The sequence below is a fragment of the Methylorubrum thiocyanatum genome (genome assembly GCA_014138645.1).
GTDB classification, from domain to species: Bacteria; Pseudomonadota; Alphaproteobacteria; order Rhizobiales; family Beijerinckiaceae; genus Methylobacterium; species Methylobacterium thiocyanatum.
This window is the reverse complement of record JACJIB010000001.1, coordinates 569,372-592,479: the sequence shown is the minus strand read 5'-3', so window position 1 is coordinate 592,479 and position 23,108 is coordinate 569,372. Positions and strand designations below refer to the sequence as shown.

25 protein-coding genes are annotated in these 23,108 nt (G+C 67.7%); 6 read left to right on the top strand and 19 right to left on the bottom strand.

Annotation, left to right across the window (positions count from 1 at the left end; all coding sequences use genetic code 11):
* Nucleotides 1-145: 145 nt before the first annotated feature.
* The 5 genes from rplQ (at nucleotide 146) to HNR51_RS02705 (ending at nucleotide 4,695) form a co-directional block, all read left to right on the top strand.
* On the top strand, nucleotides 146-562 hold the full coding sequence (rplQ, locus tag HNR51_RS02725; protein ID WP_012454037.1) for a 50S ribosomal protein L17: 417 nt from the start codon (nucleotides 146-148) through the stop codon (nucleotides 560-562).
* A 293-nt stretch (nucleotides 563-855) separates the two neighbouring features.
* Nucleotides 856-1,320 (top strand): MarR family winged helix-turn-helix transcriptional regulator, encoded by a 465-nt coding sequence (locus HNR51_RS02720; RefSeq protein ID WP_141951306.1) that lies wholly within the window; start codon nucleotides 856-858, stop codon nucleotides 1,318-1,320.
* Nucleotides 1,321-1,563: 243 nt separating this feature from the next.
* Entirely contained in the window at nucleotides 1,564-2,022 is a 459-nt protein-coding gene (locus tag HNR51_RS02715) for an NUDIX hydrolase (protein ID WP_012454035.1), read from the top strand.
* A 577-nt stretch (nucleotides 2,023-2,599) separates the two neighbouring features.
* Nucleotides 2,600-3,064: a TadE/TadG family type IV pilus assembly protein gene (locus HNR51_RS02710; RefSeq protein WP_182553896.1), complete on the top strand. Its 465-nt coding sequence runs from the start codon at nucleotides 2,600-2,602 to the stop codon at nucleotides 3,062-3,064.
* Nucleotides 3,064-4,695, top strand: a complete 1,632-nt coding sequence (locus tag HNR51_RS02705) for a TadG family pilus assembly protein (protein WP_182553895.1) — start codon at nucleotides 3,064-3,066, stop codon at nucleotides 4,693-4,695. Before HNR51_RS02710 ends, HNR51_RS02705 begins: the two co-directional genes overlap by 1 nt.
* Before the next feature lie 134 nt (nucleotides 4,696-4,829).
* Here HNR51_RS02705 and HNR51_RS02700 read toward each other — a convergent pair whose 3' ends face one another.
* The 18 genes from HNR51_RS02700 to HNR51_RS02615 form a co-directional block, all read right to left on the bottom strand.
* A complete protein-coding gene (locus tag HNR51_RS02700) occupies nucleotides 4,830-6,218 on the bottom strand; it encodes an AAA family ATPase (RefSeq protein WP_182553894.1) in 1,389 nt (462 codons plus the stop codon).
* 467 nt (nucleotides 6,219-6,685) lie between these two features.
* A complete protein-coding gene (gene rpsQ, locus HNR51_RS02695; RefSeq protein ID WP_012454031.1) occupies nucleotides 6,686-6,952 on the bottom strand; it encodes a 30S ribosomal protein S17 in 267 nt (88 codons plus the stop codon).
* A gap of 11 nt (nucleotides 6,953-6,963) precedes the next feature.
* Nucleotides 6,964-7,179, bottom strand: a complete 216-nt coding sequence (gene rpmC, locus HNR51_RS02690; RefSeq protein WP_003597107.1) for a 50S ribosomal protein L29 — start codon at nucleotides 7,177-7,179, stop codon at nucleotides 6,964-6,966.
* A gap of 12 nt (nucleotides 7,180-7,191) precedes the next feature.
* Nucleotides 7,192-7,605, bottom strand: coding sequence for a 50S ribosomal protein L16 (gene rplP, locus HNR51_RS02685; protein WP_003597105.1), 414 nt, complete (start codon nucleotides 7,603-7,605; stop codon nucleotides 7,192-7,194).
* 33 nt (nucleotides 7,606-7,638) lie between these two features.
* The gene (gene rpsC / locus HNR51_RS02680; RefSeq protein WP_012454030.1) at nucleotides 7,639-8,385 is read right to left on the bottom strand and encodes a 30S ribosomal protein S3; all 747 of its coding nucleotides are present in this window, start codon (nucleotides 8,383-8,385) and stop codon (nucleotides 7,639-7,641) included.
* A gap of 10 nt (nucleotides 8,386-8,395) precedes the next feature.
* Entirely contained in the window at nucleotides 8,396-8,779 is a 384-nt protein-coding gene (gene rplV / locus HNR51_RS02675) for a 50S ribosomal protein L22 (RefSeq protein ID WP_009865531.1), read from the bottom strand.
* Between the two features lies 1 nt (nucleotide 8,780).
* Entirely contained in the window at nucleotides 8,781-9,059 is a 279-nt protein-coding gene (rpsS, locus tag HNR51_RS02670) for a 30S ribosomal protein S19 (protein WP_003597098.1), read from the bottom strand.
* Nucleotides 9,060-9,064: 5 nt separating this feature from the next.
* Nucleotides 9,065-9,901 (bottom strand): 50S ribosomal protein L2, encoded by an 837-nt coding sequence (rplB, locus tag HNR51_RS02665; protein WP_012454029.1) that lies wholly within the window; start codon nucleotides 9,899-9,901, stop codon nucleotides 9,065-9,067.
* A 25-nt stretch (nucleotides 9,902-9,926) separates the two neighbouring features.
* Entirely contained in the window at nucleotides 9,927-10,223 is a 297-nt protein-coding gene (locus HNR51_RS02660) for a 50S ribosomal protein L23 (protein WP_012454028.1), read from the bottom strand.
* Nucleotides 10,220-10,840 (bottom strand): 50S ribosomal protein L4, encoded by a 621-nt coding sequence (rplD, locus tag HNR51_RS02655; protein WP_012454027.1) that lies wholly within the window; start codon nucleotides 10,838-10,840, stop codon nucleotides 10,220-10,222. The genes HNR51_RS02660 and rplD overlap by 4 nt, the downstream gene beginning before the upstream one ends.
* Nucleotides 10,840-11,580 carry a 50S ribosomal protein L3 gene (gene rplC, locus HNR51_RS02650; protein WP_012454026.1) on the bottom strand — a complete coding sequence of 247 codons (741 nt, stop codon included), beginning with the start codon at nucleotides 11,578-11,580 and terminating at the stop codon, nucleotides 10,840-10,842. Before rplC ends, rplD begins: the two co-directional genes overlap by 1 nt.
* Before the next feature lie 50 nt (nucleotides 11,581-11,630).
* The gene (gene rpsJ / locus HNR51_RS02645) at nucleotides 11,631-11,939 is read right to left on the bottom strand and encodes a 30S ribosomal protein S10 (protein WP_003597088.1); all 309 of its coding nucleotides are present in this window, start codon (nucleotides 11,937-11,939) and stop codon (nucleotides 11,631-11,633) included.
* Between the two features lie 87 nt (nucleotides 11,940-12,026).
* Entirely contained in the window at nucleotides 12,027-13,217 is a 1,191-nt protein-coding gene (gene tuf, locus HNR51_RS02640; protein WP_012454025.1) for an elongation factor Tu, read from the bottom strand.
* 52 nt (nucleotides 13,218-13,269) lie between these two features.
* Nucleotides 13,270-15,345 carry an elongation factor G gene (gene fusA, locus HNR51_RS02635; RefSeq protein WP_012454024.1) on the bottom strand — a complete coding sequence of 692 codons (2,076 nt, stop codon included), beginning with the start codon at nucleotides 15,343-15,345 and terminating at the stop codon, nucleotides 13,270-13,272.
* 75 nt (nucleotides 15,346-15,420) lie between these two features.
* Nucleotides 15,421-15,891: a 30S ribosomal protein S7 gene (gene rpsG / locus HNR51_RS02630; RefSeq protein ID WP_012454023.1), complete on the bottom strand. Its 471-nt coding sequence runs from the start codon at nucleotides 15,889-15,891 to the stop codon at nucleotides 15,421-15,423.
* A 124-nt stretch (nucleotides 15,892-16,015) separates the two neighbouring features.
* Nucleotides 16,016-16,387 (bottom strand): 30S ribosomal protein S12, encoded by a 372-nt coding sequence (gene rpsL, locus HNR51_RS02625; protein ID WP_004447775.1) that lies wholly within the window; start codon nucleotides 16,385-16,387, stop codon nucleotides 16,016-16,018.
* A gap of 389 nt (nucleotides 16,388-16,776) precedes the next feature.
* Nucleotides 16,777-20,256 (bottom strand): SbcC/MukB-like Walker B domain-containing protein, encoded by a 3,480-nt coding sequence (locus HNR51_RS02620; protein ID WP_182553893.1) that lies wholly within the window; start codon nucleotides 20,254-20,256, stop codon nucleotides 16,777-16,779.
* A gap of 548 nt (nucleotides 20,257-20,804) precedes the next feature.
* Nucleotides 20,805-20,987 carry a hypothetical protein gene (locus HNR51_RS02615; RefSeq protein ID WP_301549687.1) on the bottom strand — a complete coding sequence of 61 codons (183 nt, stop codon included), beginning with the start codon at nucleotides 20,985-20,987 and terminating at the stop codon, nucleotides 20,805-20,807.
* 423 nt (nucleotides 20,988-21,410) lie between these two features.
* Between HNR51_RS02615 and HNR51_RS02610 the strand changes: the two genes are divergently transcribed.
* Entirely contained in the window at nucleotides 21,411-22,364 is a 954-nt protein-coding gene (locus tag HNR51_RS02610) for a bifunctional helix-turn-helix transcriptional regulator/GNAT family N-acetyltransferase (RefSeq protein WP_182553891.1), read from the top strand.
* 27 nt (nucleotides 22,365-22,391) lie between these two features.
* On the opposite strand, the gene HNR51_RS02605 is transcribed toward HNR51_RS02610, so the two are convergent.
* Nucleotides 22,392-23,066, bottom strand: coding sequence for an alpha/beta hydrolase (locus HNR51_RS02605; RefSeq protein ID WP_182553890.1), 675 nt, complete (start codon nucleotides 23,064-23,066; stop codon nucleotides 22,392-22,394).
* Nucleotides 23,067-23,108 lie beyond the last annotated feature (42 nt).

The following is a 23,108-nucleotide window of genomic DNA, read 5'->3' as shown; positions in this document are numbered from 1 at the left end:
CGCCCCAGCAAAGCCGGGGCGGGCGCTCCCAAAAGGAATCCCGCCGCTGGGTTACGCGGAGTTCGATGAAAACAGCCCAAGGGCATTCCGAGGGCACTCGGCCGTACCGTGGCACGGCGGCCGTGACTGAGAAGGACCAGCCACCATGCGTCACTCCTACCGCGGTCGCCGCTTCAACCGCACGGCCGAGCACCGCAAGGCGATGTTCGCCAACATGTCCGCCGCGCTGATCAAGCACGAGCAGATCGTCACCACTCTGCCGAAGGCCAAGGATCTGCGCCCGGTCGTTGAGAAGCTGATCTCGCTCGGCCGCACCGACAGCATCCATGCCCGCCGCCTCGCCATGGCCCAGATCCGCGACGCGGACATGGTGAAGAAGCTCTTCACGGTCCTGGGCCCGCGCTATCAGTCGCGTCCGGGCGGCTACTGCCGCATCATGAAGGCCGGCTTCCGCTACGGCGACAATGCGCCGATGGCCGTCATCGAGTTCGTGGACCGCGACGTCGATGCCCGCGGCAAGGATTCCGGCCCGACCGCGGTCGAGACCGCCGACGCCGCCTGAGACCGTCGCCCGCCGCATCGAGCGGCGGAACGCGTGACACTGTGATCGATGCGAGAAGGCGGCCGCACGGCCGCCTTTTTGCTTGTTCGACCAAGAGCGGTAAGAACGGCAGACCGAACCGGCGGTGGAGAAATCCCCGGCCGAAGGACACTGGGACAATTGTGCATATGCCTTGCCGTCTCCCATCCGTTATCGTGGCGGACTGCGGCAGGGTTGAAAATCACCGGTCCGCAAGCGCCCGGTTCCCTGGTGCGGCCGGCCGGAAGGCGTTGTCGAACGGCAGGATGTGAACCGTGAATGCTCCCAACGAGAGCGCAGAGGTGCTGAAGGATCCGCTGCTGCTCGACAATCAGCTCTGCTACGCGCTCTATGCCGCCGCCCATCGGATGACGAAATCCTATCGGCCGATGCTGGAGCGGATGGGGCTGACCTACCCGCAATATCTCGTGCTGCTGGTGCTGTGGGAGAGTGACGGCATCACCGTCTCCGAGATCGGACGGCGCCTGCGTCTCGATTCCGGCACGCTCACGCCGGTGCTCAAGCGCCTGGAGAGCAGTGGCCTTCTGAACCGCAGCCGGCGGCAATCCGACGAGCGCGAGGTCGAGATCGCCCTGACCGATCAGGGCCGGTCACTCCGCTCCGAGGCGGTGGCCGTGCGCCAGTCCGTCATGTGCCAGCTCAACATGTCGGAGCCGGAGATCCAGGCGATGCGCGCCGACCTCAACGCGCTCATCGAGAACCTCTCGACCACGAGTTGACTGCCCGTTCCAGCCTGTCCCCGGACCCTTTGCCGGTTAAATTTCTGTTGAGTTGCTCATCGCGGTTCCGCTAGTGAACCTCCGTCGCTCAATGCTGAGGTGCGACGGCAGCTTCGATCGCGGCGACGTGCTTTCCCGTCATCAATCCTTCAAGGAAGTTTGGCCCTGTCTCTGCCCGTCTGGGGAACGCCCGGCGGCCAACCCTGAGCGCGAACCGCGCCAGCCCCGGGGCGTTTCTGCAGCATGACGGCCGGCCCGATCGAGAGCAGCCGCGAAGCGCGGCCCCAGGTCGGCGTATTGCCGATGCGCCGGACGCCGGAGGGCGGGACGGAGGTCCTGCTCGTCACCTCCCGGGAGACGCGGCGCTGGATCATCCCGAAGGGCTGGCCGATGAAGGGGCGCAAGCCCTTCGAGGCGGCCGCCCGCGAAGCCTACGAGGAAGCCGGCATCGTCGGCCGCGTCGGCAAGCGTCCGCTCGGCTTCTATCTCTACGAGAAGCGCCTGAAGAACCGCGACGCGGTGCTCTGCCAAGTGACGGTGTTTCCCCTCGAGGTGCGCAAGCAGCTCAAGAAGTTCCCCGAGCGCGGCCAGCGCGAGGCCCAGTGGTTCTCCCCCTCCGAGGCCGCCGACATGGTCATCGAGGCGGGTCTCGCCGGCCTGATCCGGGCGGCGGGCAACCGCGACCCGAAGAAGAAGGGCTGAGCGTCCAAGCCCCCATGCCGCAGCGCGCCTCGTTGGCGCCTGGCTGCGCCTGCAGCGGCATGCACCTGGCCACCTCACCTCAAACGGATCTCCCGGTTTTCGCGCGCGCCCGGCGCGCTGACGGCTCCACGCGCACGGTTGGACGGATCGGCAGGACTGCGAGCGGCAGCAGCACGGGAACCGCAACCATGACGATCCGCTGGCCCGCCGGCATCCACAACGGGGCCGACTTCGTCATGCCGAGGACGCCGTGACGACCTGATCGTCCAGAAAGATCGCATGCGCCGCCTGCGCCTCGCCGACGGGGCAAGACGGCGATACCCGAGCGGCAGGCAGACCATTGCGGGATCCTGATCCGTGTGCGGAAGCGTCCGTCCGGGCGGATGCCATCGCCTTCGGAAGAGGAACAGGACGGATCGAAGCCATATCGGAAGGCGACAGCCGAAAATCATTATTCCAGCGGCTGCACGGCAAGACGGCCGGAAACCGCAAACCACCCGCATTAAAACAATAAATCATCAACCTATCGAGCCAAGATTTGAGTGACATAAAATAATCGAATGAGCCCGCTGGCGCCATGATTGCGATCACTCGTCATTACGCCCTTGGCTTCCAACTCCCCTCGATGCGCAAATTCGGCAGCGATACGAGGGCGTCCGTTGTGATTGAATTTGCCTTTGTCGGCCCGCTGCTGATCTATCTGATGCTCAACATCTTCGTGGGCGCGATCTACTTCGGCGCCTTCCATAAGCTACAGCACATCGCGGCTCAGGCGGCACGCGCTTCGATTGCAGGAGCCGACGAGGACGAGCGTTCAAACCTCGTCCGCCAAAGCCTCGCTCGGTCTCTGGAGGACGGAACGCTGCTTCCGGCCTCCGCAATCAGCGTGACGGTCGCCTCGCTCTCGGCGGACCGGCGCCATTACCGCGTGAGTCTGAGCTTCGAGACGCAGGCGCTCGGGTTGAGGCGCTTTCCCGGCCTCGCGACCGTGCTGCCGGCCACGCTCATCAGTTCCTACGATGTGCGATCCGGAGGGCTGTGATGCGCTTCCGCTCCGATCAGCGCGGCGCCGTCAGCATCGTCACCGCCCTCGGCCTCACGACCCTGCTCGGGGCCGCCGCGTTCGGCCTCGATCTCAGCCGCCTCTACGGCACCCAGAGGCGCGTGCAGGGGGCGGCCGACCTCGCGGCCCTCAGCGCCGCCAGCGACCTCTCGACCGCCGATGCAGCCGCCCGCCGCGCGCTCGCCGATAACGGTTTCGGCGACGGCGCGCGTATCGGCGTCCAGGCCGGCACCTATCTGCGCAGTGCCGCGGTCGCGAACGGCAGCCGCTTCACCCCCGGTGCAACCGCGCCCAACGCGGTACGGGTGAGCCTGGCCGCTCCGGTCCCGCTGACCTTCGGACGCTATCTCGGCCTTCCGGCCCACTATGACGTCTCCGCTGTCGGCACGGCGGCGAACACGCGGTTTGCCGCCTTCAGCGTCGGCTCGGGTGTCGCCGCGCTCGATGCCGGCCTCGCCAACGCGGTGCTCGGCGCGCTGCTCGGCACCAGCCTCTCGCTCAACCTGATGGATTACGAGGCCCTCCTCTCGACCCGGATCGACGTATTCCGCTTCCTCGACGCGCTTGCCCTCGACCTCGGGCTTCAGGCCGTGTCCTACAACGACATCGTCACCGCCGGCGTGACGCCCGCCCAAGTGATGCGGGCGCTGGCCGCCTCGACCGTCTCGGCGGCGGCGGGCGCTGCGCTCGGGCGCCTGGGCCAGGCGCTGCCCCGCGGCGCGAACCGCCTGCCGCTGCGCGACCTCGTGGATCTCGGCGATGCGGCGGTTCTGTCGCCCGAGCGCGGCAGCCGAGGCCCGGCAATCCGCCTGTTCGACCTCGTGGCGGGCACGGCGGCGCTCGCCAACGGGGAGCGGCCGGTCGCGATCGATCTCGCCGCCACGGTGCCCGGCCTGCTCGCCACGCGGCTCACCCTCGCCATCGGCGAGCGGCGCCAAGCCTCCGGCTGGGTCGCACCCGGCAGCGCGAAGGCGACGCTCCGCACCGGGCAGGTCCGCCTCCTGATCGAGACGCAGGTGAAGGCACCGCTCAACCTCGGCACGCTCTCGCTGCCACTCTATGTCGAGGCCGGGATCGGGCAGGCCTCGCTGCGGGCCGTGAGCTGCTCAGGGGCGGCCGGCGGACGGCAGATCGATCTCGACGTCCAGCCCGGACTCGCCACCCTGGCGATCGGCGCCATCCAGTCCGCCGGAATCAACGCCCGGTCTCCGCCGGCCAATCTTGCCGATCCCGCCGACCTCCTCCGGCTGCCCCTGCTCTCCCTCACCGTCCGGGCGCGGGCACAGACGACGGTCGGATCGAATTACGCCCGCCGCATCAGCTTCTCGGGCGACGACATCGCCCGGCACCGGGAGCGCGTGGTGTCGAGCACCGGCCTGCTCGGTTCGGCCACCGGCAGCCTGCTGGAGACGCTGACCATCGACATCGACGGCAGCGGCGGGCTTCTCCTGCCGACCCTGCGCCCGCTCCTCGTCACGACCCTCTCGGCCGCGGCGCCGGCGCTCGACGCGATCCTCGACGGAACCCTGCGGACGCTCGGCCTGCAGGTCGGGACGGCGACCGTCGCGGCCGAGGACATACACTGCGAGCAGGCAGTGCTCGTCCAGTAGGATCGGCCGTCGCAAAAGCATCCCTTCTTCGGCAAACCGCTAGAGCATCGTCCCGAAAGGTGGCTACCGGCTTTCGGGACGACCAAAACAAGAGTGTAGAGGATCGTCTCGAATCCGGTATCTGTCACGATCCTCTAGAGATCCTCGCCGCATCCGTCGAAGGGAGGGGCCTGCTTGCCCGCACGCCCGGACGCGGCCTCTCCGAGTCCGACGATCCGGCGGCCGATACGATTCCGACTGCCGACCGCTTCGCCGAGGATCGCTTCGACCGTCGCAACCGTGACCCGGTTGTCCGATCCCGAGTCGATGGCGGCCTGCGCGAGACGCCGGATCATCTCCTTGATGAAGGCCGCGCTCGCCCCCTCCGATTGATCGACGATCGCCTCGATCGCACCATCCTCGAAGGCAAGGGCTCGTCCGTAGAGGGTGACGAGCCGGCTGCGGCAGGCCGTGTCAGGATTCGCAATCTCGATCGCCTCGTCCACCCGGCCGGGACGGGAGGCCAACGCCTCCTCGATCTCGTCGGGCCGATTGGTGGTGAGGATGAACAGCACCTCGGCATCATCGCGCAGGCCGTCCATCTCGTTGAGCAGACGGTTGAGGAGAACCTCGGTCTTCGGACTGTTCATGCCCTCACGGGAGCGGCCGACCAAATCGACATCCTCCAGCACGACGATGCTGGGTTGAAGGGTGCGCGCAAGCAGCATGTAGCGATCGAGTTGGGCAACCTGCTCGGCGGTGATGAGCACCGTCGTACGCTCGGGAAGGTTTGAGGCGATGTAGCGGATGACGTGGGTCTTGCCGGTGCCGGGCGGCCCGTAGAGCAGAAGCCCCTTGCGCGTCGATTGCCCGAGCCGCTTCAGCGACGCACGATGCCGGTCGAACTCGAAGACGTGCCGGTCGAGCCGGGCCATCGTACCGGCGTCGAGGATGACGGCCTCGCGCGGAACGATGGGAAGCCTGTGCACCTGCATGGCCGCCTTCATCCCGGAATAGTCCGACCCGGATTCGAAGGAGAGAACCTTGCCGCGATAGAGGGTCGAATTCGCACCGGCCGACTGAACCGCCGTGAGGAAGCCGCGCGCGAAGGCGAGCGAAGCGGGATCTGACAGTGTCGCGATTTCGACCTGAGTGAACGTCCCCTCGGGGAATTTGAAATATTGCGAGAGGAGCACCGCGATGGGACGCTCCGCGACATGGAAGAGCCACAGACCGTTGTTCAGCGCCGCGAAAGGCTCCGCCTCGCCGACATCCACGTCCCGGTACTGAAGCGGTGTCACGGCGATCATGTGCTCACCCTGACGGACCAGCAGACCCGAGATCGTCAGCGCCAGTTGATCGTAGGTTTGATGCACACCCAGCAGCACCGAGGCGAACGGGTCGATCTCAGCGACCACAGTCGCCTGAAGGTCAGGCAGCAGATGGGCGCCGAATTGCCGGCGAGAACTCGTGATGCCGTTGACTCGCTCCGCCCCGAAATGCGCGACGAGCGCTTCCCAGGCTTGGTTGAAGTTGCCGGACATTCCTGCCCTCCCTCACGGGCCTCCGCACCTCCGCGGGGCCCCCGAAGACCTTGTCGAACGAGGCGCAAAAACAGCCAGCCGAACAGCTTCTACAAATTTTTGATGCACGGCCGCTTCCTGATCACCCCCGATTTCCGAGGCTTTCCGGCCCGCAGGCGGGAGCGCCACAGCTGACCCGGCACGAGGGCCCGTCAAACGGCTCACAGCCGCGAGCGTGACGCTCGCAGGGGGTTCCAGCGGGCAGGTGCTACGGGCCCGCCTATGAGGCGTTGGTCAAAGCTGGAAGAGCCTGCTGGCCCCCCGGCGGGCCTAACCCCGTTCGCTGCCGAAGCCGGCGCAACCCAGCCGGCGACGACACCTTCGGTGAAGCGGAAAAGAAGCGTGTCAGACCGGCTTCGAGCAGACGAACGAAAACGGGCGCGGAACTCTCGCTCCGCGCCCGTTTCAAACTCGTGCTGAGGAAAGCCTCAGGCCGCCGTGCCGGCCGCCTCGGCCGCCGCCGCCTGATCCTCGACCAGCTTCCAGGTCTTGGTCTTGGAGTAGGGGCGGGACTCCTCGATGAACACCGTCTGCCCGACCTTGGCCGTGTTGGCCTCGTCGTGCGCATGGTAGTTCTTCGAGCGGCGAACCGTCTTCTTCATCACCGGGTGCGTGAAGCGACGCTCCACCTTCACGACGATGGTCTTATCGGTCTTGTCGCTGACGACGACGCCTTGAAGGACGCGCTTGGGCATGTGGAATCTCCTCAGGCCTTGGCCGCGTCCAGCGTCTTCTGACGCTGCAGCGTGCGGACACGGGCGATGTCGCGGCGGACCTCACGGACCCGGGCGACGTTCTCGAGCTGGCCCGTCGCGCCCTGGAAGCGCAGGTTGAACTGCTCCTTCTTCAGGCTGATGAGCTCGTCGGAAAGCTGATCCGCCGACAGAGCGCGCAGATCAGACAGTCTCTGGTCGGACTTCATGATCTCTTCCTATCAATCAGCGATGCGCTGGATGACGCGGGTGCGCACCGGCAGCTTCGCGGCACCGAGGCGCAGGGCCTCGCGGGCGATGTCCTCGGCCACGCCATCGACCTCGAACATGATGCGGCCCGGGTGAACGCGGGCCGCCCAGTATTCGGGGGCACCCTTACCGGAGCCCATGCGGACCTCGGTGGGCTTGGCGGTGACGGGCAGATCCGGGAACACCCGGATCCACACCCGGCCCTGGCGCTTCATCTCGCGGGTGATCGCGCGGCGGGCCGCCTCGATCTGCCGCGCGGTGATGCGCTCGGGCTCCAGGCACTTGAGGCCGAATTGGCCAAAGTTCAGCTCGAAGCCGCCCTTGGCCGCGCCACTGATGCGACCCTTGAACTGCTTACGAAACTTGGTCTTCTTGGGTTGCAGCATGGCAGCCTCTCAAGATTTCTGCTTGATCGAGCGTCAGGCGTGCGACGGCTCGCGGCGGCCGCGGCCACCCCGGTCGTCACCGTCACGCTCGCGGCGCCCGCCGGAACGGCCACCCTCTTCCTGGGCCTTCTTGTCCTGCGCCATCGGGTCGTGCTCGAGGATCTCGCCCTTGAACACCCAAACCTTGATGCCGCACGTCCCGTAGGTCGTGAAGGCGGTGGCGGTGCCGTAATCCACGTCCGCGCGCAGGGTGTGCAGCGGAACGCGGCCCTCACGGTACCACTCGGTGCGGGCGATCTCCGCGCCGCCGAGACGGCCGGCGCAGTTGATGCGGATGCCCTCGGCGCCCAGACGCATCGCCGACTGCACGGCGCGCTTCATGGCGCGACGGAAGGCGACGCGGCGCTCGAGCTGCTGCGCGATGGATTCAGCGACGAGCGTCGCATCCACCTCGGGCTTGCGCACCTCGACGATGTTGATCGTCACGTCGGCCTTGGTCATCGTGCCGACGAGCTTGCGCAGCTTCTCGATGTCCGCGCCCTTCTTGCCGATCACCACCCCCGGACGACCCGAGTGGATGGTGACGCGGCACTTCCGGTGCGGGCGCTCGATGACGATCTTCGAGACGGCGGCCTGCTTCAGCTGCTTCATGAGGGCGGCGCGGATGGCCACGTCCTCGTGCATCAGCTTGGCGTACTCGCCCTTCTCGGCGAACCAGCGGGAATCCCAGGTCCGGTTGATGCCGAGACGCAGGCCGATCGGATTGATCTTCTGACCCATGGTGGACTCCTCAGGCCGCTTCAGCGCGCACTTCGCGAACCACGATGGTGAGGTTCGAGAAGGGCTTCAGGATGCGCGCGCCGCGACCGCGGGCACGGGCGTGGAAGCGCTTGAGTACCAGCGCCTTGCCGACGAAGGCCTGGGACACGACGAGATCGTCCACGTCGAGATCGTGGTTGTTCTCGGCGTTGGCGATCGCGCTCTCCAGGCACTTCTTCACATCGCGGGCGATGCGCTTGCGGGAGAACTCGAGGTCGGCAAGGGCCGTATCGACCTTCTTGCCGCGGATCAGCGCCGCCACGAGGTTGAGCTTCTGGGGCGACACGCGGAGCATCCGCGCGACGGCCTTCGCTTCGTTCTCGGGGAGCGCGCGGGGGGTGGCAGGCTTGCCCATCTCAGCGCCTCTTCGCCTTCTTGTCGGCCGCGTGACCGGGGAAGGTGCGGGTCGGCGAGAACTCGCCGAACTTGTGACCGACCATCTCCTCGGTGACGTAGACCGGGATATGCTTGTGTCCGTTGTGCACACCGAAGGTGATGCCGACGAACTGCGGGAGAATCGTGGAGCGGCGGCTCCAGATCTTGACGACCTCGTTGCGGCTGCCGCCGCGGGCGGCGTCGGCCTTCTTGAGGAGGTAGCCGTCGACGAACGGCCCTTTCCAGAGGGAACGTGCCATGGCTGTTACTTCTTGCGGTTATGGCGGCTGGACAGGATGAAGGTGTCGGTCCGCTTGTTGGACCGGGTCTTCTTCCCCTTGGTGGGCACGCCCCAGGGCGTGACCGGGTTCCGGCCGCCCGAGGTGCGACCCTCGCCACCGCCGTGCGGGTGATCCACCGGGTTCATGGCGACACCGCGGTTGTGCGGGCGCTTGCCGAGCCAGCGGTTGCGGCCGGCCTTACCCAGCGAGATGTTCATGTGGTCCGGGTTCGAGACCGCACCCACGCTCGCGAAGCACTGGCCGTGCACGAGGCGCTGCTCGCCCGAGTTCAGGCGCAGCGTCACGTAGCCCTGGTCGCGTCCGACGATCTGAGCGTAGTTGCCGGCGGAGCGGGCGATCGCGCCGCCCTTGCCGATCTTCAGCTCGACGTTGTGGACGATGGTGCCCACCGGCATCGAGCCGATCGGACCGGCATTGCCCGGCTTCACGTCGACGCTCTCACCGGCCACCACCTTGTCGCCCGGCGACAGGCGCTGGGGGGCGAGGATGTAGCTCTGCTTCCCGTCGGGGAAGGTGATGAGCGCGATGAAGGCGGTGCGGTTGGGATCGTACTCGATCCGCTCCACCGTCGCGGGAACGTTGAGGTTCTCGCGACGCTTGAAGTCGACGTTGCGCAGGACCCGCTTGTGGCCACCGCCGCGGAAGCGGACGGTGATGCGGCCCAGGTTGTTGCGTCCGCCCGAGGAGCTCTTGCCCTCGGTCAGCGCCTTTACCGGCTTGCCCTTGTAGAGCTCACGGCGGTCGACGAGCACGAGCTGGCGCAGGCTCGGCGTGACCGGTTTGAATGTCTTCAAGGCCATCGGCTTGATCCTAACGCTTCAAGTCTCAGAGGCCGGTCGTGACGTCGATCGTATCACCCTCGGCGAGGGTCACGATCGCCTTCTTCACGTCCGAACGCTGCCCGCGCTGCCCGCGGAAGAACTTCTTCTTGCCCTTGGTCGTGAGCGTGTTCACGCCCGTGACCTTGACGTCGAACAGCTTCTCGACCGCATCCTTGATCTGCGGCTTGGTGGCCTTCGGGGCAACCCGGAAGACGACCTTGTTCTGCTCGGTGAGGTTGGTCGCCTTCTCCGTGATGACGGGGGAGACGATCACATCGTAGTGGCGCGGATCGGCACTCATTTGAAACGCTCCTCCAGCGCATCGACGGCGGCGCGCGTCAGCACGAGCGTGTCGCGACGCAGGATGTCGTAGACGTTGATGCCCTGCACGGGCAGCACGTCGATCTTCGGAATGGCGCGGGCGGCGCGGCCGAAGTTCTCGTCGACCTCCGAGCCGCCGATGATCAGCGCGCTCGACAGGCCGAGCTTCTCGAAGCGCTCGATCATCGCCTTGGTCTTGTGGCTGTCGACCTTGATGTCGTCCACGACGATCAGGGTCGAGGTCTTGGCCTTCGACGACAGGGCGTGCTTGAGGGCCAGCGCACGGACCTTCTTGGGCAGGTCGTGGCTGTGGTCGCGCACCACCGGACCGAAGGCCCGGCCGCCGCCGCGGAACTGCGGGGCGGAGGCGGCGCCGTGACGGGCGTTGCCGGTGCCCTTCTGCTTGTACAGCTTCTTCGTGGTGCGATCGACATCCGAGCGGTTCTTGACCGCGTGGGTGCCGGCGCGCCGCTTGGCGAGCTGGTAGCGCACCATGCGCTGCAGGATGTCGGCGCGCGGCTCAAGGCCGAAGATCGCCTCGTTGAGCTCGAGCGAGCCGGCGGAGCCGCCGTCGAGCGTGGTGATATCGAGTTTCATCACGCGTTCTCCTCGGACGCCGGAGCCTCGGGGGCCGCCTCGACCTGGGACGCGCCGGCGGAACCGTTCTCACGGAACTTGCCCGGCAGCGGCACGTCGGCCGGCAGCTTGCGCTTGACCGAGTCGCGAACCTGGATCCAGCCGCCGGCGACGCCGGGGACCGCACCCTCGACCAGGATCAGACCGCGCTCCGGATCGGTGCGGACGACCTTGAGGTTCTGCGTGGTGACGCGCTCGACGCCCAGATGGCCCGGCATCTTCTTGTTCTTGAAGGTCTTGCCCGGATCCTGGCGGCCACCGGTCGAACCGATCGAGCGGTGGGAGATCGACACGCCGTGGGTGGCGCGCAGACCGCCGAAGTTCCAGCGCTTCATACCGCCGGCGAAACCCTTACCCGTGGTGGTGCCCGTCACGTCGACGAACTGACCCGGGATGAAGTGATCGGCCGTGATCTCGGCACCGACCGGGATCAGCGCGTCTTCGGACACGCGGAACTCGGCGAGCTTCTTCTTGGGCTCGACCTTGGCGACCGCGAAGCGGCCACGCTCGGCCTGCGACACGTTCTTGACCTTGGCCTTGCCGACGCCGACCTGGAGGGCGACGTAGCCGTCCTTCTCGGTCGTGCGGTGTGCCACAACCTGGCACTGATCGATTTGAAGCACGGTGACGGGCACATGCTCGCCTGCGTCGGTGAAGACGCGGGTCATGCCGACCTTCCGTGCGATGACGCCTGAGCGCATAGGTCTCTCCCTCGCGCGATGAAACGGTAAGCTCTAAATCCAGCGCGGACTTAGAGCTTGATCTCCACGTCCACGCCAGCGGCGAGGTCGAGCTTCATCAGCGCGTCCACGGTCTGCGGCGTCGGGTCGACGATATCGAGCACCCGCTTGTGCGTGCGCATCTCGAATTGTTCGCGCGACTTCTTGTCGATATGCGGCGAGCGGTTCACCGTGAACTTCTCGATATGCGTCGGCAGCGGGATCGGGCCCCGGATCTGCGCGCCGGTGCGGCGCGCGGTCGAGACGATCTCCTTGGTGGACGCATCGAGGATGCGGTGATCGAACGCCTTGAGGCGAATGCGGATGTTCTGACCGTTCATGACCTGACCTCGGCGGAAACGTTGGAAGGGCGGGCGCGAGGGCCCGCCCCTCTTACGTCCCCTGTCGATGATGCTTCGCGGTGGCGGTTAGTCGTTGATGGCGGCGACGACGCCGGCACCGACGGTGCGGCCACCCTCGCGGATGGCGAAGCGCAGCTTCTCTTCCATGGCCACCGGCACGATCAGCACCACGTCCATGGTCACGTTGTCGCCCGGCATCACCATCTCGGTGCCCTCGGGCAGCGTGCACACGCCGGTCACGTCCGTCGTGCGGAAGTAGAACTGCGGGCGGTAGTTGGTGAAGAACGGCGTGTGGCGGCCGCCCTCTTCCTTCGTCAGGATGTAGGCCTCGGCCTTGAACTTCGAGTGCGGCTTCACCGAACCCGGCTTGCACACGACCTGGCCGCGCTCCACGTCCTCGCGCTTGGTGCCGCGCAGCAGCACGCCGACGTTGTCGCCCGCCTGGCCCTGGTCGAGCAGCTTGCGGAACATCTCGACGCCGGTCACCGTCGTCTTCGTCGTCGGGCGGATGCCGACGATCTCGACTTCCTCACCGACCTTGATGATGCCGCGCTCGACGCGACCCGTCACCACCGTTCCGCGGCCCGAGATCGAGAACACGTCCTCGATCGGCATCAGGAACGGCATGTCGATCGGACGCTCCGGCTGCGGGATGTAGGCGTCGACCGTCTCCATCAGCTTCAGAACGGCGTCGCGGCCGATCTTCGGCTCCTTGTCCTCGAGCGCCATCAGGGCCGAGCCCTTGGTGATCGGGATGTCGTCGCCGGGGAAGTCGTACTTGGAGAGGAGCTCGCGCACCTCCAGCTCGACGAGCTCCAGGAGCTCCTCGTCGTCGACCATGTCGACCTTGTTGAGGAACACCACCAGCGCCGGCACGCCGACCTGGCGGGCCAGCAGGATGTGCTCGCGGGTCTGCGGCATCGGGCCGTCGGCGGCGGACACGACCAGGATCGCGCCGTCCATCTGGGCGGCACCGGTGATCATGTTCTTCACGTAGTCGGCGTGGCCGGGGCAGTCGACGTGGGCGTAGTGGCGGTTGGTGGTCTCGTACTCGACGTGGGCGGTCGAGATCGTGATGCCGCGCGCCTTCTCCTCGGGAGCCTTGTCGATCTGGTCGTAGGCCGTGAAGGTCGCGCCGCCCGACTCCGCCAGAACCTTCGTGATCGCCGCCGTCAGCGACGTCTTGCCGTGATCGACGTGTCCGATCGTGCCGATGTTGCAGTGCGGCTTGTTACGGGAGAACTTTTCCTTACCCATCTGGGCCTCCTAATCGTCAGTGTCGTGGTTCGAAGACGCTTCGCGCTCGCCGTTAGGCGTACTTGGCGATGACCTTGTCGGCCTCGCCGCGCGGCACTTCCTCGTAATGGTCGAACTGCATCGTGAAGTTGGCGCGGCCCTGCGAGAAGGAGCGCAGCTGGTTCACGTAGCCGAACATGTTGGCCAGCGGCACCATCGCGTTGATGACGTTGGCGTTGCCCCGCATGTCCTGGCCCTGGATCTGGCCGCGGCGGGAGTTGAGGTCGCCGATGACCGAGCCGGTATACTCTTCCGGCGAGACGACCTCGACCTTCATCACCGGCTCGAGCAGGACCGAGCCGCCCTTCTGCAGCGCCTCGCGGAAGGCGGCGCGGGAGGCGATCTCGAAGGCGAGCGCCGAGGAGTCGACGTCGTGGTAGGCGCCGTCGACCAGCTCGACCTTCACGTCGACCACCGGGAAGCCGGCGAGCACGCCCGCGCCGAGGACCGAGTTGAGGCCCTTCTCGACGCCGGGGATGTACTCCTTCGGCACCGCGCCGCCGACGATCTTCGACTCGAACGAGAAGCCGGCGCCCGGCTCGTTCGGCTCGACGACGAACTTCACCCGGGCGAACTGACCGGTACCGCCGGTCTGCTTCTTGTGGGTGTAGTCTATCTCCTGACGGCGGGTCAGCTTCTCGCGGTACGCCACCTGCGGCTGGCCGATATTCGCGTCGACCTTGTAGGTGCGGCGCAGGATGTCGACCTTGATGTCGAGGTGGAGCTCGCCCATCCCCTTGAGGATGGTCTGGCCCGATTCCTGGTCCGTCGAGACGCGGAAGGACGGATCCTCGGCCGCGAGCTTCGAGAGCGCGATACCGAGCTTCTCCTGGTCGGCCTTCGACTTCGGCTCGACGGCGATCTCGATGACGGGCTCGGGGAACTCCATCTTCTCGAGGATCACGGCCTTGTTGGCGTCGCACAGGGTGTCGCCGGTGCGGGTGTCCTTGAGGCCGGCCAGGGCGACGATGTCGCCGGCATAGGCCTCCTTGATGTCCTCGCGGTTGTTGGCGTGCATCAGCAGCATGCGGCCGACGCGCTCCTTCTTGTCGCGCGAGGAGTTCAGGACGCTGGTGCCCGACTCGACCTTGCCCGAGTAGACGCGGCAGAAGGTGATCGTGCCGACGTGGGGATCGTCCATGATCTTGAAGGCGAGCATGGAGAAGGGATCTTCGTCGGTCGGCTCACGCTTGACCGGCTCCTCGGTCTTGAAGTCGAGGCCGTCGACGGCACCGCGATCCACCGGGGACGGCAGGTAATCGACGACGGCGTCGAGGAGCGGCTGCACGCCCTTGTTCTTGAAGGCCGAGCCGCACAGGACCGGGTGGAAGGCGCGAAGCTGCACGGCGCGGCGCACGAGGCGGCGCAGACCGTCCTCGTCCGGCTCGACGCCGTCGAGATAGGCGGTCATGGCGTCGTCATCGAGCTCGACGCAGGCCTCGACGAGCTTGGTGCGGTACTCGACCGCCTGATCCTTGAGCTCGGCCGGGATCTCCTCCTCGGCGAAGTTGGCGCCGAGCGCCTCGCCCGACCAGACGATCGCCTTCATCTTGATGAGGTCGATCACGCCCTTGAAGCTCGACTCGGCACCGATCGGCAGCTGGAGGCAGACCGGCTTGCCGGCGACGCGGCCGATGATGTCGGCGACGCACTTGAAGAAGTCGGCGCCGATCTTGTCCATCTTGTTGACGAACACGACGCGCGGCACGTCGTACTTGTCGGCCTGACGCCACACGGTCTCGGTCTGGGGCTCGACGCCCTGGTTGCCGTCGAGCACGCAGACGGCGCCGTCGAGCACGCGGAGCGAGCGCTCCACCTCGATGGTGAAGTCGACGTGGCCGGGGGTGTCGATGATGTTCAGGCGCTTGTCGCGCCAGAAGCAGGTGGTCGCAGCCGAGGTGATCGTGATGCCACGCTCCTGCTCCTGCTCCATCCAGTCCATCGTGGCGGCGCCCTCATGGACCTCGCCGATCTTATGGGACTTGCCGGTGTAGTACAGGATCCGCTCGGTCGTCGTGGTCTTGCCGGCATCGATGTGGGCCATGATGCCGAAGTTGCGGTAGTCCTCGATCGCATGCGTGCGGGGCATCGGGGTCTCTCCGGGAGAAAGCGGGCACGAAGCGCGGCCCCTTGGCCGCGCTCGGAGGTCTCAGGACCGGGTGAATTACCAGCGGTAGTGCGAGAAGGCGCGGTTGGCCTCGGCCATCCGGTGGGTGTCTTCGCGCTTCTTGACGGCGTTGCCGCGGTTGTTGGCGGCGTCGAGCAGCTCGGCGGAGAGACGCTCGACCATGGTCCGGTCGTTGCGGCCGCGGGCGGCCTGGATCAGCCAGCGGATGGCCAGAGCCTGGCGGCGCTCGGTGCGCACCTCGACAGGGACCTGGTAGGTCGCGCCGCCGACGCGGCGGGAGCGGACCTCGATCGCCGGGGCGACGTTGTCGAGGGCGGCGCGGAACACCTCGATCGGGTTGGCGCGGGCGCGGCTCTCGACGAGGTCGAAGGCGCCGTAGACGATCCGCTCGGCGGTCGACTTCTTGCCCTCGTACATGATGGAATTCATGAACTTGGTGAGGACGACGTCGCCGTACTTGGCGTCCGGGATGATCTCGCGCTTCTCGGCAGAGTGACGACGGGACATGGCTCAGACTCTCGAAAAACTGGCTTTAAGCACCTCACGCAGGCCGCCTTGAGCGAAGAGCCGGCGACATCCTTGTGAGGCGGTGGAAATAGACGCCCGAAGAAAACCCTCCGGACGCTTGTTCTTACTTCGGACGCTTGGCGCCGTACTTCGAGCGGCGCTGCTTGCGGTTCTTGACGCCCTGCGTGTCGAGCACGCCGCGCAGGATGTGGTAGCGCACGCCCGGAAGGTCCTTCACGCGGCCGCCGCGGATCATGACCACGGAGTGCTCCTGAAGGTTGTGGCCCTCGCCGGGGATGTAGCCGATCACCTCGAAGCCGTTGGTCAGGCGCACCTTGGCGACCTTACGAAGCGCCGAGTTCGGCTTCTTCGGGGTCGTGGTGTAGACGCGCGTGCAGACGCCGCGCTTCTGCGGGCAGGCGTTGAGCGCCGGCACCTTGTTGCGCGCCTTCTGCGCCTTGCGCGGCTGGGCGATCAGCTGGTTGATCGTCGGCATCCTGTGCCCTCTTCATCCGGCCGCGCAGGGCGGCCACCGTCTGAAACCTGTCGAAGCCCCTTGCGGAGCGGTCGGTCCGCAGGCGAACCTGCGGCAAAACGAATAGCGCCAGAGGCCGATCAGGGCCTTTGGCGATGGTGAGGCAGAGGATCACGCCGTTGAGCGGCGCGGTCTTACCCGCTGATCTGACGAGTACGTCAGGGTGTGGTGCCGGTATCGGTCTGACGACGGTCGCCGAAGCCCCTGGCTTCGACCCGAAAGCGACTCTCGATCCACCGGAGTGGCGCGCTTCTACGCGGGAGGGTCGGCTCCGTCAATGCCCGGAGAGGATAAAGTTCGGTGAACGGCCCTCTCTTCTGCGGCCAAGCTAATCGCCGGCCGTGAAACCGCTATTCGGCCGCATCCGAGAGGCGAAACGCCTCGATTCCGCGCCGCTCCGGGTTGATTTCGGCCAGCGCTCGCTTGGCCGTCTCCAGGGGATGCTCCGCCTCGATTCGGACGGAGCCGAGATCCGGGCTCTTGTAGACGGTGACGACGGTGTCCATCACCTCGGTCAGCGTCGTGCGCTTGTCCTCGGGCGCAGCGATCAGGAGCTGCAGCCCCCAGGCGCGGAAGAGGTCGACCAGCGACTGGCTGTTGCGCACGTCGAGCTTCGAGAAGGCCTCGTCGAGGAGGCAGAGGCCGAGGCCCGGCGTCTCGTCGCCGGGGCGGTCGCCGGGATAGTAGGCGGAGGCCATCGAGGCGGCGATCGCCACATAGAACGGCGCCTGCGCCTCGCCGCCGGACCCGCGCAGCGCCCGGCTCGACAGGGTGGTGCGGTTGCCCGCCCGGTCGCGCATGCCGATCTCGTAGACGAAGTAGTTGCGGTAATCAGCCAGCCGCGCCGCGCTCTCCTCGCCCTCGATCAGCGCCGTGATCTCGGCCAGCGCCGCCGCGATCGGGCTCTTGTCCGCCCCCGCCTCAGGCGAATGGTCGAGACTTGGCAGGACCGCCTGCGCCGCGTCGGGCGAGCGGGCGACCTCGGTGGCGAGCGCGTGGACGGCGGCGTAGCGCCGGTCCACCTCGGCCTCGAAGGCGTAGGTCTGGCCGGTGAAGGTCTGCGAGGCGAGGCGCTCGTTGAGGGCGTCGAGGCGCGCCCGCATCCGCTCGAACTTGTCGGCGAGCCGGGTCAGCAGATCCTCGGTCATCAGGCGGCGCATCTCGGCCTCCGCCCGAAGCGACTGGTCGCGGTAGCGGCGCAGCTCGTGCCCGGCCACCTCGTCACGCTCGCGCACGGCCCAGGCATAGCCGAAGGAGGCCGGCTGCTCGCCCGAGCCCAGCGGGTTCTCGACCCGCCACGCGGCGCAGTACTCGGCGAGGTCGCGCTCGGCGGCGCGGCCCTGGTTGCGCACGCTGTCGGCCGCTTCGCGGGCGGAGGCGCGGGCCTGCGAGGCCATAGACGCCAGCGCCTTGGTGTCGAGCGCGGCCCGGTCGGCCCGTGCCCCGGCGATTCCCGCGATCGTGCCCGGCACGTCGGCCGGGACGGTGCCGGTGAGACGGATGCGCACCGTGTCGCCCGTGGTCCAGCGCCGGAGCGCCGTGCGGTAGGCGACGAACGCGGCGCGCGCCGCCTCCTTCCCTTGCGCGACCCGCGCCTTCAGCCCCGCCTCTTCGGCGAGCAGGGCGTCGCGCTTGGGCTCCAGCACCTGCACCAGTTCGGTGAGATAGGCGGAGCGCTCCTTCTGAAGCTCCTTGAGTTCCGCCTCGATCACGCCGGCATCGGCGCGGGCGACCGTCTCCTGCTCGGTGGCGAGGCTGCGGCGGCGGCCCTCGATGGCGTCGGCCTCGGCGCGGAGCGCATCGAGATCGACCGGCGCCTCGGCGAGGCGGCTGCGCAGCAGGCTCGCGATGCGGGCGGCCTCGCGCATCACGGTCGCCTCCGCGCGCAGAACCCGCGCCTCCTCGCGCGCCTCGTCGAGGCGGCGGCGGGTCTCGGCGGTGGGCCCGCGCTGGCCGCGGGTCATCATCAGCGGCACGGGCCGCACCACCGAATAGGCCATGCCCGAGGTCGAGCGCCCGCTCGGCGCCACGGCGCGGCTCATGTGCCGGAGCGCCGCATCGTCCGGGGCGAGGTCGTAGCCGCCGAGCCGGGCAGCCAGGAAGGCTCCGGCGTGGTCGCTGTCGGTCTCGATCAGGCCCATCGGCCCGTCGTCGAAGCGGCGCGCCGAACGGCGGGCGGTGTCGGTGGTCTTCACCAGCAGGCAGCGGAAGAACTGGTTCTTTCGCGATTCGAGGAGGGCGAAGGCGCGATCGAGACGGTCGGGCTCGACCACCAGCGCCTCGCGGGCGCGGCCGAGAAGACCTTCGAGCGCCGGGCCCCATTTCGGATCGACGATCTCGGCGAGTTCGCAGATCGGCGCCGCCTCGATCCCGAGCCGTCCCAGCTCCTCGCGGAACGCCTCGGTGTCCGAGGACAGGCGCGCCGCCGAGGAGCGGCCGGCATTGACCTGCGCGTCGAGGCCGCGGACCTCGTTCTCGCGCTCGCGGGCCTTGAGGGCGAGGTCTTCCGCTTCCTCTTCCAGGGCGCCGGACACGTCCGGCATCTGCGCCAGCCCGTCGAGCAAGCCCTTCAGCGGACCGTCGCCGCGCAAAATGTCCTCCGGCGGCGCCTCGCGGCGGAGCCCTGAGCGGGCACAGGCCTCGACGAGGCGCGCCGCCTGAAGGTCGATCCGGCGCAAGGGGCCGCTGATCGCGCTGAGCCGGCCGGCATCCTGCACGAGGCCGACGAGGGCGGCGAGGCGGTTCGTCAGGTCGCGCCGGTCGCGGGCGACCATGGCAAGACCGGCATGCGATGCGGCGAGCCGCGCCTCCGCCGCGCTGCCGACGATCAGCGCCTTACGGGCGGCGATCTCGGTGTCGATCTCGCGCACGAAGCCCTGGCTCGTCGCCACGCTCTCGCGGGCGATGCGCAGGCGCTCCGACGTCTCGGCGAGCAGGCGGCGGGCCTCGGCGTGGTCGAGGATGCGGCGGCGCAGATCGGCGCTGCCGGCACGCATCTCGTCCAGCGCGGCAGTGAGGCTGGCCCGCGCCCAGGATTCATAGCGCTCGCAGATGCGCGAGAGGTGGGCGAGGCGCTTCTCCAGTTCCTCGATGGTCTCGAGGAGCCGCCGCCAGGTTTCGATCGACTGGCGGATGCGGGCCACGTCGAGCGGCTCGGCTTCCAGCACGAAGCTGCGCACGAAGGCGCTGGTGTCGAAAATCGGCTTGAACGCCACCGCGTTGGAAAAGGTGCGCAGGAACTGGCGCGGATCGGGCACCGCCGCGCCCTCGCGCAGGGTGGCCAGCACGGCGGCGGTAAAGCGCTCGCCGGAGGTGCGGAACTCTTCGAAGCTGTCGGCCCGGCGGCGCAGATCCGCGGCGACCTCGGCCCAGGGGGCGACGAAGCTGCCCTCCGCCGTCTCGCGCACGTAATCGGCGATCTCGAAGCGGTGGCCGATGGCGACGAAGCGCGAGAGCGTCTCTTCCTTCGGCTCCTCGGAGCGGGCGGCGAGCGCCAACCCGACCGTGACGACGCGCCCGCTCTGCGGGTTTTCGAAAACGAGGGCGATGAGGGTCTCGCAGGCCTCCCGCGTCGGGCGCCCGCCCTCGGCCGGATCGCTGATCCAGCCGAGGCAGTAGTCGCGCACGGTGCGGGCGCTGCGGCCGGAGGCGGAGGCGTTGAGCGCCAGTCGACTCGCGTTGTTGCCGGCGAGCACGGTGCCGACCGCGTCGAAGATCGTGGACTTGCCCGCCCCCGTGGGACCGACGAGCGCCGCCGCGCCCCGAATCCGGATCTGCTCGCGCCGGATGAGGTACCAATTCGAGATCGCGATGTCGGTGAGGCGATACACCGGCCCGGCCGCTTGTCCCCGCGGTTGAACGAGAGACAGGGCAATGGACGCTCCGCTCCGCACACGCAAGGGCGGGATCGCCCGGCCGTCACCGGCGCGTCATCCGGCACAAGTTACGGCAGGAACGACAGCAGAGCACGACCCCGATGCCGGCATGCCCGGCGGGGAACCAGCAATCACCGATGCGTGATTTGACCTGACGGCGCCGATCCGAGAACAGCACCGGCCGGTCGTCGTTCAACGATTGACGCCCCGGCAACGGCCCCGGCCCGATTTCAACGACAGGTTTACGAGGTCGGACCGATTACTGTCCGCCTTCGGCAACATGCGTAGTCCAACACGCCCATCGCCCATTGAATTTGACACAGAATCAACCCGATCCGTGTCATAGGACGCAACTTCGCCCTCGATCGCTCCGCAATTGATTATCCCGATGCCCGCCCGCCGTCCCCGTCCGAGTCACGGGATCATGTTTATTGTCGTTTCTCTGTTGCTGTGGGGCACCGCATCTTGGTTGGCAGGCACCATAATCTGGGTCTGAGACCCGTTCAGGTGCCTCTTTTGTAAGCGACGTAGCCTCCAAGAACATAGCCGCCCTGCAAGGCACAGAGAGAGGCTGCGATCATCAGCAGATCGACGGTGATGAACTGCCCGCTGTGGAAGTGATAGGCGACCCGCACGATCACAACAACGAAACTCGCAACGGCTAGCATTCCCCACTGATAGAACAAGCCGATCAGCATCCCGGCGATAATGAGAAATATAATCGCTAGCACTGGATCATGATCCTATTCTGCCGGACCCTTGCCTGACAGCCTTATCGTAAAAAACGTCCTCAGGTTATCACTTCATCGGAATGCACGCACAGGCACATAGAGCGTAAAACTAGGCAGACTCTGCAAGTTCCCGGTTATCGAACGACATCGTTAACGGACCCGTCACCCTAAGGCTGGGCCGATCGAGGCAGGACGCGCCGCCGCCGCCGGGCGAAGTCTTCACGTGCTCACCATCGTATCCGATGGACAGGCAACGACAATCCGGCTCGCCTCCCCTCTCGCACGACATCGTCGTCCGCTCCTCCCGAATCGCCGCGCATGCCAGGCGGGTCGCGCGACTTCATTGACTCCGTCAACCTTAGCAGTCACGATCGGCGCATGCAGGACTGCGCCGCGGAAAACACCATTGCCGCCCTCCGTCGCTTCAACCGCTTCTATACCGGGCTGATCGGCGCGCTCGACGACCGCTTTCTCGGCTGCGATGTGACGCTGCCCGAGGCACGCCTGCTCTACGAGATCGCCTCGCAGGAACCCGCCACCGCCAGTGCGATCCAGGCGGCCTTGGGCATGGATGCGGGCTATGTCAGCCGGATCGTCGCCCGTTTCGAGAAGCGGGGCTGGATCATCCGCGCCCGCGGCGCCGACGCGCGCGCCCGGGTGATCCGTCTGACCGAGGCGGGACGCAGCGCCTTCGCGAGCGTCGACGGGCGGCAGCGCGGGGCGGTGGCGGATCTCGTCGGCGGGCTCGATCCCGTCCAGCAGGCGGATCTGGCGGAGGCGCTGGCACGGGTGCGCCTGCTGCTGCGCCCCGAGAGCATGCCGGGCTTCGCGATCCGGCCGTTCCGTACCGGCGATATGGGCCTGATCGCCGCCCGCCAATCGAAGCTCTACGCCGAGAGCCACGGCTGGGGCCGCGGGCTCGAAATCGTCGAGGGCGAGTCGACCACCAATTTCCTGCGCGGCTTCAAGCCGGGGCGCGAGCAGTGCTGGGTGGCGGAGATCGACGGCGTGATGGCGGGCTCGGTCCTCCTGACCGACGAGGGCGACGGCGTCGCGCGGCTGCGTCTGCTCTATGTCGAGCCCTTCGCCCGTTGCCGCGGCATCGGCGACGCACTGGTCGCGACCTGCGTCGGCTTCGCCCGCGTGACGGGCTATGCCCGGCTCGACCTGTGGACCCACACGGCGCTGGCGGCCGCCCGGCGCCTCTATGCCCGCCACGGCTTCACCTGCATCGAGACCGCGACCCACACCACCTTCGGCACGCCGGTCGAGGGAGAAACCTGGCGGCTGGACCTGCGCGGACCGGCGCAGGCACCGGATCGGGCGGCGTGAGCGGGGCGAACCCCGCCCCGCTCACGCTCAGGCGTTCTTGCCTGTGTTCTTGCCGGCATTCTCGCTGGCGTTCTTGGCGAGCCATGCCCCGGCCGCGGCGAGGTCGGCCTGCGACAGGCCGTGCCCGGCCGGGTTGACCGTGTGGGTCACCGAGGCGCCCGCCCGCCGCAGGCTCGCGGCGAGCCGCTCGGCGTTGTCGGCGGGCACGATCGGATCGAGGGCGCCGGAGAGCAGCAGAACCGGACGCCCGGCGAGGTCGGCAAGCGGGCTCTCCGAAAGCGGCGTCTCGGCGAGCGGCACCATCGCCCGCAGCAGCACGGCGCCTGCCAGCACCTCCGGGTGCAGCAGCAGCGTCGCGGCGGCGATGTTGGCCCCGTTCGAGAAGCCGACGGCGATCGGCGCAGCGAGCCCGTAGACGTCGCGCGCCTGTCCCACGAACGCGGCGAGGTCGCCGGCGCGGCGGCGCACATCCGCCTCGTCGAACACACCCTCCGCGAGGCGGCGGAAGAAGCGCGGCATGCCGTTCTCCAGAACCGGACCACGGGGCGAGAGCAGCGCCGAGCCGGGGGAGAGGGCGCGGCCGAGGGGAAGCAGGTCGGTCTCGTCGCCGCCGGTGCCGTGCAGCAGCAGGAGCGGCGGAGCGCTCCCGCCGGTGCCGGGCTCGAAGCGGTGGACGAAATCGAAGGTGACGCCGTTCGTCATGGCTGTCTCCGTTCTCCGTGAAGGGGGATGCGGCCGCCCGGA